This is a genomic window from Acinetobacter lwoffii (assembly GCF_024129355.1).
GTDB classification, from domain to species: Bacteria; Pseudomonadota; Gammaproteobacteria; order Pseudomonadales; family Moraxellaceae; genus Acinetobacter; species Acinetobacter lwoffii_I.
Map to the genome: position 1 here is coordinate 1 of NZ_JAMXXP010000116.1, position 237 is coordinate 237.

General features: G+C 43.9%; 1 protein-coding gene. It reads right to left on the reverse strand.

Annotation, left to right across the window (positions count from 1 at the left end; genetic code table 11):
• A partial coding sequence (locus NI468_RS16215) for a transposase (protein WP_253102650.1) occupies positions 1-237 on the reverse strand: 237 nt, incomplete at both ends.

Below are 237 nucleotides of genomic sequence, written 5' to 3' on the forward strand. Positions count from 1 at the left end.
AACTTCGCCGATGATAGCCTGACCATTTTTTCCATAGTGTCCTGCCTAAACGTTTAACTGTTCGAAGTAATTCATTTCGTTCTAGCGAGCTACTCTTTGTATCTTTCCATGGTTTCGCATTTTTTCTAGGTGGAATCACCGCATGCGCTTGCCGATCTGCAATGACCTGACGGCATTGCTTGGTGTCATAAGCTCCATCGGTATAAACAGAGTCAATCTGCTCATCTTGTGGAATCT